Annotated in this window: 10 protein-coding genes; all 10 read left to right on the forward strand. The window is 68.8% G+C overall.

Going from position 1 to position 8,647, the window contains the following annotated elements; genetic code table 11:
- Positions 1 to 59 precede the first annotated feature (59 nt).
- The 10 genes from rplA to AC1DWR_RS07105 all read left to right on the forward strand — a co-directional run bounded on the left by rplA (position 60) and on the right by AC1DWR_RS07105 (position 8,645).
- Complete coding sequence (gene rplA / locus AC1DWR_RS07060; RefSeq protein WP_477613542.1) at positions 60 to 779, forward strand: 50S ribosomal protein L1; 720 nt, start codon at positions 60 to 62, stop codon at positions 777 to 779.
- 153 nt (positions 780 to 932) lie between these two features.
- Positions 933 to 1,721: a hypothetical protein gene (locus tag AC1DWR_RS07065; protein WP_477624069.1), complete on the forward strand. Its 789-nt coding sequence runs from the start codon at positions 933 to 935 to the stop codon at positions 1,719 to 1,721.
- Positions 1,722 to 2,013: 292 nt separating this feature from the next.
- Positions 2,014 to 2,682, forward strand: coding sequence for a 50S ribosomal protein L10 (gene rplJ, locus AC1DWR_RS07070; RefSeq protein WP_477613540.1), 669 nt, complete (start codon positions 2,014 to 2,016; stop codon positions 2,680 to 2,682).
- An 86-nt stretch (positions 2,683 to 2,768) separates the two neighbouring features.
- Entirely contained in the window at positions 2,769 to 3,155 is a 387-nt protein-coding gene (rplL, locus tag AC1DWR_RS07075) for a 50S ribosomal protein L7/L12 (protein ID WP_477613539.1), read from the forward strand.
- A gap of 224 nt (positions 3,156 to 3,379) precedes the next feature.
- Positions 3,380 to 4,111, forward strand: coding sequence for an ABC transporter ATP-binding protein (locus tag AC1DWR_RS07080; RefSeq protein ID WP_477624070.1), 732 nt, complete (start codon positions 3,380 to 3,382; stop codon positions 4,109 to 4,111).
- Positions 4,108 to 5,319: a hypothetical protein gene (locus AC1DWR_RS07085; RefSeq protein WP_477624071.1), complete on the forward strand. Its 1,212-nt coding sequence runs from the start codon at positions 4,108 to 4,110 to the stop codon at positions 5,317 to 5,319. Before AC1DWR_RS07080 ends, AC1DWR_RS07085 begins: the two co-directional genes overlap by 4 nt.
- Positions 5,320 to 5,588: 269 nt before the next feature.
- The gene (locus tag AC1DWR_RS07090; protein WP_477624072.1) at positions 5,589 to 5,855 is read left to right on the forward strand and encodes a hypothetical protein; all 267 of its coding nucleotides are present in this window, start codon (positions 5,589 to 5,591) and stop codon (positions 5,853 to 5,855) included.
- Positions 5,856 to 6,031: 176 nt separating this feature from the next.
- Positions 6,032 to 7,030 (forward strand): ABC transporter ATP-binding protein, encoded by a 999-nt coding sequence (locus tag AC1DWR_RS07095; RefSeq protein WP_477613534.1) that lies wholly within the window; start codon positions 6,032 to 6,034, stop codon positions 7,028 to 7,030.
- A complete protein-coding gene (locus tag AC1DWR_RS07100; protein ID WP_477613533.1) occupies positions 7,031 to 7,801 on the forward strand; it encodes an MlaE family ABC transporter permease in 771 nt (256 codons plus the stop codon).
- Positions 7,802 to 7,817: 16 nt separating this feature from the next.
- Positions 7,818 to 8,645 (forward strand): MlaE family ABC transporter permease, encoded by an 828-nt coding sequence (locus tag AC1DWR_RS07105; RefSeq protein ID WP_477613532.1) that lies wholly within the window; start codon positions 7,818 to 7,820, stop codon positions 8,643 to 8,645.
- Positions 8,646 to 8,647: the final 2 nt, after the last annotated feature.

The following is an 8,647-nucleotide window of genomic DNA, read 5'->3' on the forward strand; positions in this document are numbered from 1 at the left end:
ACAGACCACAACTCCACCGAAACACCCAGGCAGCACCATTGAAAGACCAAGGAGCAGAAATGAAGCGCAGCAAGGCTTACCGCGAGGCCGCGGACAAGATCGACGCGACCAAGAGCTACGCCCCCCTCGAGGCCGTCCGCCTCGCCAAGGCGTCCGCCAAGGCCAAGTACGACGAGACGGTCGAGGTCGCGATGCGACTCGGCGTCGACCCCCGCAAGGCCGACCAGATGGTCCGTGGCACCGTCAACCTGCCGCACGGCACGGGCAAGACCGCCCGCGTCCTCGTGTTCGCCAACGGCGACAAGGCCGAGGCCGCCCGTGAGGCCGGCGCCGACTTCGTCGGTTCCGACGAGCTGCTCGAGAAGGTTGCCGGCGGCTGGCTCGACTTCGACTCGGTCGTCGCGACGCCGGACATGATGGGCAAGGTCGGTCGTCTCGGCAAGGTCCTGGGCCCGCGTGGTCTCATGCCCAACCCGAAGACCGGCACGGTCACGATGGACACGGCCAAGGCCGTGACCGACATCAAGGGCGGCAAGATCGAGTTCCGTGTCGACAAGCACGCGAACCTCCACTTCATCATCGGCAAGGCCTCCTTCGACGAGAAGTCGCTGGTCGAGAACTACGCGACCGCGCTGGACGAGATCCTGCGCCTGAAGCCGTCCTCCTCCAAGGGCCGCTACATCGAGAAGGCCACCCTGTCGACGACGATGGGCCCCGGCATCCCGCTGGACTACACCCGCACCCGCAACCTGCTGGTCGAGGACGAGGCCACCGCCTGAGTCCCAGCCTCGCCGCAGTCCTGCCGAGAGCCCGCCACCCGCACCGGGGGCGGGCTCTCGTCTGCCCGAATCCCGGCGCCGGGCGTGGCTGTCGGGGTAGCGTGGACGCAGCCGTCGGGGACGTGCCCCACGTGCCCGTCCTGGGGGATTCTTGTGAAGACCATCTCGTGCGCCGCCCTCGCCCTTGCCGCGACCCTGGCGCTCGGCGCCTGCGGCAGCACCACGCCTGCCGTGTCGAACGCCGGCGCGACACCGTCGACCAGCTCGACCAGCTCGAGCAGCTCGACCACCGCGTCGAGCGCTGCCTCCGCTGCCGGTCTCGCTGTCGGCACCACGGTCGACGGGGGCGACCTCGGGACTCGCATGCTCGCGGCGATGGTGAAGGCCGGCTCCGGCACGATGACCATGAACGTCGGTGCCGGGGGCACGGCCAGCGGTTCCTTCATCATGAGGAAGGGCACGATGCGCCAGCGGATGGTCATGGCGCTCGAGGGCGTCCGGATGGAGATCGTGTCGATCGACGGCGTGCTCTACATCAAGGGCCTGCCCGGTTCGACCAAGCCCTGGGTGAAGATCGACCCCAAGGCCAAGGACCCGTCCAGCCAGCTGTTCTCCGGGATGCTGGGCCAGATGGGCAGTCCCCGCCAGTTCGCCGACGCGATGGTCGGCGCGGAGGCCACGGTCGTGAGCTCGTCGGCCACCGGGACGACCTACGAGGTGTCGATCGACCCGGCCAAGCTCCTCGGCGAAGCCGGCCAGGGCGCGGTGCCGTCGATGGCCCCGGTCACCACCCGCTACGTCCTGGACGCCAAGGACAGGCCCGTCTCGATGACTGTCGAGGTCGAGGGACAGACCGTCGGCGGCACGTTCGGCGGCTGGGGGAAGCCGGTCACCATCACCGCACCACCCGCCAGTCAGGTGGGCACCTTCAAGGTCCCGTGAGCCGACGGGTCGACCGGGCGGTGCCGGGGGCGCCGGGAGACAGCGATTTGGTCGGGGGCCCGCCCACCCGTACTCTGGACCCTGACCAAAGACCGCTCGGTTGTCGCGTGCCACCGCAATAGGCAGCACGTGACCGAAGGTTCCACTCCGGTGGGCGTCCAGCGCAGGCCACGATTCACCCGCAGTGCCGGCTCCCAGAGCCTGCCCGCGTGCGAGCCCCGTGCCCTGTGCATGGGGCTCTTTCCGTGTGGCCTCCAGCTCCGGACGGTCGAACACACGGAAGGGAGGCCCCATGGCCAAGGCTGACAAGGCTGCCGCCATCGCCGAGCTGTCGGACAAGTTCCGCAACTCCGGCGCGGCCGTGCTGACCGAGTACCGCGGGCTTTCGGTGAAGCAGATCACCGATCTCCGCAACTCGTTGCGCGGAAACGCCACCTTCGCCGTCGTGAAGAACACGCTCACCGAGCTTGCTGCCAAGGACGCCGGAGTCACGGCGTTCGACGGCCAGCTCGTCGGACCGTCCGCCATCGCATTCGTCGATGGCGACCCGGTCGAGGCCGCCAAGGGTCTGCGTGACTTCGCCAAGGCGAACCCCCTCCTCGTGATCAAGGGCGGCGTCCTCGACGGCAAGGCCCTGACTCCCGCGGAGATCACGAAGCTTGCGGACCTCGAGTCCCGCGAGGTTCTCCTGGCCAAGCTGGCCGGTGCCCTTCAGGCGTCGCTCAGCCAGGCTGTCTACCTCTTCGCCGCGCCGCTGTCGCAGACCGCTCGGGTCGTCGACGCGCTGCGCGCCAAGGTCGAGGCCGAGGGCCCGGTGGCTGCTGCCGCCGCTCCCGCCGCCGAGGCCGAGGTTGCCGAGGCTGACGACAACACCGCCGAGGCTCCCGCAGCCGACGCGTCCGCCGAGGCCCCCGTGGCCGAGGCAACCGCAGACGTCGCCGAGGGTGGCGACGAGAGCTGACCCGGTCGGGGGCAACCCCGCACCGAGCCCGCTCACACACCAAGACGCCACTCACGGCATACCAAGAATTAGAAAGGACGCCCATCATGGCGAAGCTCTCCACCGACGAGCTCCTTGAGGCCTTCAAGGAAATGACCCTCATCGAGCTCTCTGAGTTCGTGAAGCAGTTCGAGGACACCTTCAACGTCACCGCTGCTGCCCCCGTGGCCGTTGCCGCGGCCGGCGCCCCGGCCGGTGGCGACACCGCTGCCGCCGAGGAGCAGGACGAGTTCGACGTCGTCCTCGAGGCCGCTGGCGACAAGAAGATCCAGGTCATCAAGGAGGTCCGCGCGCTGACCTCCCTCGGCCTGAAGGAAGCCAAGGACCTCGTCGACGGCGCTCCCAAGCCCGTCCTCGAGAAGGTTGACAAGGCTGCGGCCGACAAGGCCAAGGAGGCCCTCGAGGCCGCCGGCGCCACCGTCACCCTCAAGTGATCTGAGCTCCCCTCGGGGAGCACCAGCACTGCTGCGAAGCGGGTCCGACCACCAGGTCGGGCCCGCTTCCGCGTGTCCGCCCGGCAGGCCGCGTCACGCCCGGCCCTCTCTCGAGTCTCAAGGTCAGACGACACGGTCTTGGAGAGAGGTCTTGCGCTTGAAGACGGTGACGCTGAGCGATCCCTGCTCGGATGACTATCGTCGCTACCCCTAGCCGGTCCGTCATGCAGGTGCAGGACGTCACACACGCCTACGGGCGGGAGACCGCCCTCAGCGAGGTCTCGTTCACTCTGGGGCGTGGCGTGACGGCCCTGCTGGGGGTCAACGGCGCCGGCAAGTCCACGCTCCTGTCGTGCGCCGCGGGCATCCTCGAACCCACCTCCGGATCGGTCGCTGTCGGCGGGAGGGACCTCTATGCGCGGGCGACCCGACGCGAGGCCCTCCCGCTCGTGGCGCTGATGCCTCAAGGGGCGAGCTTCCCGGGTCGGCTGACGCCCCGGGAAGTGGTGTCGTACCTCGCGTGGCTCAAGGGCCTGCCCACGAGAAAGGCCCAGTCGCGTGCCGACGAATGCCTGGAGGCTGTGGGCCTCGCCGACGTCGCCGCTCGCCGACTGTCGACCCTCTCTGGAGGCATGGTTCGCCGGGTGGCCTTCGCCCAGGCCCTTGCATCAGAGCCGGAGGTGCTTCTCCTGGACGAGCCGACCACGGGTCTCGACCCGGCTCAGCGAAGGGCAATGGTCGAGCTGATCAGGGGGTTGGACTGCACGGTGCTTCTGAGCAGCCACGTCGTGGAAGACGTTGCCGACCTCGCAGGCGACGTCCTGGTGATCCACGCCGGTCGACTTCGCTTCTCCGGCACGGTCGCGGACCTCGCGGACCTCGCCCCGGCCGGGTCTCGGCGCAGCGCGATCGAGTCAGGCTTCTTCCGCGTCATCGAGGAGCCGGTCCCGGCGTGAACGGCATCGCACTGTGGATCCGTCGCGGTGCGGGGGCTCCGGTGGCCGTGGCCCTGGCGGGCTTCACCCTCACCACTGTCTTCAGCCAAGGCCACTGGCAGGTCGAGTGGGACTGGGGCACGAGACTGTCGGCCGCCAGCGTGATCATCGCCTGCCCGCTGGTTGCCGCCGCCGCGGCCCACGACACCGCGAGACGGTATCGACCGACCGTGGCCGAGCTGGCCAAGGCCTCGGCGCGGCGCGGGAGCCAGGCGCTGGCGCCCGCGCTCGCCGTGGCCCTCTGCGCTGGTGCCGCGTACGTGCTGACCTGGCTGGCCGTCGCCGTCGCCGTGCTCCGCCGCGGCGGAGTCGGTCCGACGGACTACTGGGTGTATGCCGAGGTGCTCCTCCCGATCCTTGTCTCGTCGTTGGTGGGGGCGTGCGTCGGCCTCGTGGTCGACGGCTTCCTGGCCGCGCCGGCGGCCGTGCTGGCAGTGCTGGCCACGCTTGTCATCGCGGCACCGTTTGGCCGCGGCCCGTTCGAGGCGGTCACCACGTACGGGACGTTGACTGGCCTGCAGCGGACGCCATCGCGGGCCATGCTCTCGCTCGCCGGACTGCTGGTCCTGGGCGGTGGTCTGGTTCTCGCCTCCAGCTGGCTGACCGCGGTGCGTCGACCGAGGAGCTTCCTGTGGGTTCTCCTCGCCCCTGTCGTCGCCGTGGCTGTGGTCCTGCCTGCCGCGTGGCCGTTGGACAGCCAGGTCTACGAGGTCTCCACGGAACAGGTGCGGTGCGTTGGCCGGCACCCTGCTGTGTGTGGACCCACATCTCGACTGCCGCTGCTCGAGCCCGTCCAGACGTCTCTGGCCGACAGCTACCACACGCTGGACGGGACTCAGTTCGTCGCTCCCCAACGCTTCACCGTCGCTCGACTCGACCAGTACGCGAAGCTGGGATCCGCGGCCCCGCTGGACTTCGACCCCGCGAACCTGACGGCGCAGGGCTACTCTCCCCAGGCGACGGCACGCGCGCTGGCCCGGCCACACCAGTGTGCCGAGCTCTTCTCCGCGAAGGAGGCTGGCCCCCTTCTCGATGCGCAGGACGTCGTCCAAGGCTGGTTGGTCGCGGTACTCGTCGGACAAACCCCACCCAAGCCGGTTCCCTCGGACGTCACCTCAGCCTTCGAGGCGATCCTGTCGTGCCACGTCATGCGCGGCGACCTCACGTGATCGGAACATTCGCGAAGGCGCACCGAGCGAAAGCTGCGGGGCTGGGAGTCGTGTGCACGGCCCTCGCAGCGGTGGCGGCGGGGAGTCATGTGGTGTCGGCGCTGAGGCAGCCCCTCCCACTGGTTTGGCCGTTGGCCGCGCTCCAAGTGGCGTTCGCGGTGGTGCCACTCGGAGGCGCGTTCGGGGCGCTCGCGGGCGGTGCGGTGCGCGCACGGCAGGTCCGTGCCTGGAGTCTGGGCCTGACCACGACATTGCTTGGTTTGACGGCCATGGTTGACCACGCCTTCTACGCGAACGCCGCCTTCCTCACGTGGTTCGTGCTGTTGGCAGCGGGCGGGGTCGTCGCGCCCACAATCACAGTCAACCAGGGGCCGGCCGTGGTGCTGGGGCTTGGCATGGTCTCCGTCGGCCTCGAGTTCATGACCGCTCTGGCTCCTATCAGCCGGACCGTCGGGAGGCTCCCCCTCGCCGCCGCGCTAGCACTGTATGCCGCGTGTGCGGTCGCTTTCGTCGTCCTGACCCCACGCCATCGCTGACTCCAAACCACCGAGTCGGGCCCGCTTTCGCATGCCAGAAAAGCGCCCGTATGCCGCGTGTGCACCGGCTGCCGTGGCATACCGGGGCGTAACTTCGGCTTGCCCGCCTCGTTGAGCCCTGCGAACCGGGGCCCGCCATGTGTGGCGGGCGTGGACATTCACGACGAGGTGGAGCTGTGGGCGTTGAGATCAGGGTCGAAGGTCTGACCAAGCGATTTGGGTCGCAGGTGATCTGGAACGACGTCTCGCTGACCCTTCCTGCGGGCGAGATCTCCGTGATGCTGGGGCCGTCGGGTACCGGCAAGTCTGTGTTCCTCAAGACGCTGGTCGGCCTACTCAAGCCGGAGGCGGGCGCGATCTGGATCCAGGACCGCGACCTGACCCAGATGCGCGAGCGCGAGCTCTACGAGGTGCGCAAGCTGTTCGGGGTGCTGTTCCAGGACGGCGCGCTGTTCGGCTCGATGAACCTCTACGACAACGTGGCGTTCCCCCTGCGTGAGCACACCAAGAAGTCCGAGTCGGACATCCGCACCATCGTCCTCGAGAAGATGGACCTGGTCGGCCTGACCGGCGCCGAGTCCAAGCTGCCCGGCGAGATCTCGGGTGGCATGCGCAAGAGGGCCGGCCTGGCCCGCGCGCTGGTGCTCGACCCCGAGATCCTGCTGATCGACGAGCCGGACTCCGGTCTGGACCCGGTCCGCACGTCCTACATCAACCAGCTGTTCATCGACCTCAACGCGCAGATCGACGCGACCTTCCTGATCGTCACCCACGACATCAACTCGACGCGCACGGTGCCCGACAACATCGGGCTGCTGTACCACAAGCACCTCGCCATGTTCGGGCCGCGCGAGATGCTGCTGAGCTCGGAGGAGCCGGTGGTGCGCCAGTTCCTGAACGCCCAGACGATCGGCCCCATCGGCATGTCCGAGGAGAAGGACGCCGACGAGCTCGCGGCCGAGGCGAAGTCCGGTCAGGAGCTGCCGCCGCTGCCGCCCATCCCGCTCCAGCTCGGCACCAGCGACGGCACCCCCCGCCGCGGCGAGCGTCCGGCGGGGGACTGGTGCCGCGCGAACGGCATCACGCCGCCCCCCGGGTCGTTCCAGTCGCACAACGCCGGCGTTCCCGGTGTCCGCCACACCGAGCCCACTCAGTCTGCTGAGGCGGCGATCTAGATGGGCAATCCAGCTATTGGTGCGCTGCGCCAGAGCGGATCGCTCTTCGCGCTCGTCCTCGACGTCGGACGGTCCCTGCCGAAGCGGCCGTTCCAGACCAAGGAGTTCATCCAGCAGTGCTGGTTCATCGCCTCGGTGACGATCGTCCCGACGGCCCTGGTCTCCATCCCCTTCGGTGCGGTCATCGCCCTGCAGCTCGGCACCCTGACCCGCCAGCTCGGCGCCCAGTCCTTCACCGGAGCGGCCTCGGTGCTCGCCGTCATCCGTGAGGCCTCACCCATCGTCACGGCCCTGCTGATCGCCGGTGCCGGCGGGTCGGCGATCTGCGCAGACCTCGGCTCGCGCAAGATCCGCGAGGAGATCGACGCGATGGAGGTCCTCGGGATCAGCCCCATCCAGCGCCTCGTCGTGCCCCGGGTGCTGGCTGCCATGGTCGTCGCGCTGCTGCTCAACGGGCTGGTGTCGGTCGTCGGCGTCGCGGGTGGCTACTTCTTCAACGTCATCATCCAGGGCGGCACCCCCGGCGCCTACATCGCCTCGTTCACCGCGCTCGCCCAGCTGGCGGACCTGTGGACCAGCGAGATCAAGGCCCTCATCTTCGGCTTCATCGCCGCGGTCGTGGCCTCGTACAAGGGCCTCACCGCGGGCGGCGGCCCCAAGGGCGTCGGCGACGCAGTGAACCAGAGCGTGGTCATCACCTTCATGTTCCTGTTCGTCGTGAACTTCGTCGCCAGCGCCGTGTACTTCCAAGTCGTCCCCCAGAAGATCTGAAGGAGGTGCAGTCCCAGTGAGCAAAGTCCTGGACCTCGCGGGTCGGCCTGTCGAGGCGCTCGACAGCCTCGGTGAGCAGATGCGGTTCTACGTCCGCTCGCTCGCCTGGAGCCCGCGCACCCTGCGCCGCTACAAGAAGGAGATCCTGCGGCTGCTGGCGGAGGTCTCGCTCGGTTCGGGTGCCCTCGCTGTCATCGCAGGCACCGTGGGGGTCATCGCCTTCCTCGCCTTCTTCACCGGGAGCCAGGTCGGCCTCCAGGGCTACTCCTCGCTCAACCAGCTCGGGACAGGCGCCCTCACCGGCTTCGTCTCCGCCTACCTCAACACCCGCGAGATCGCCCCGCTGGTCGCGGGGCTGGCGCTCGCGGCGACGGTCGGGTGTGGTTTCACCGCCCAGCTCGGTGCGATGCGCATCTCCGAGGAGGTCGACGCACTCGAGGTCATGGGGATCCCCTCGCTGCCGTTCCTCGTGACGACCCGGATGATCGCCGGCTTCGTGGCGGTCGTCCCGCTCTACGTCCTGGGCCTGCTCTCGTCCTACGGCGCGACCCGCTTCATCGTCGTGCACTACTTCGGGCAGTCGGCCGGCACCTACGACCACTACTTCCACCTGTTCCTGCCGCCGATCGACGTCCTCTTCTCGTTCCTCAAGGTGATGGTGTTCGCGGTCGTGATCATCCTCATCCACTGCTACTACGGCTACAACGCGTCCGGAGGTCCGGCAGGCGTGGGCGTTGCCGTCGGCAAGGCCGTGCGGACCTCCATCGTCGCCATCAACATCGTGGACTTCTTCTTCTCCCTGGCGGTGTGGGGCGCCACGACGACCGTACGGATCGCGGGTTAGCG

Source organism: Pedococcus sp. P2_E2, from assembly GCF_056403955.1.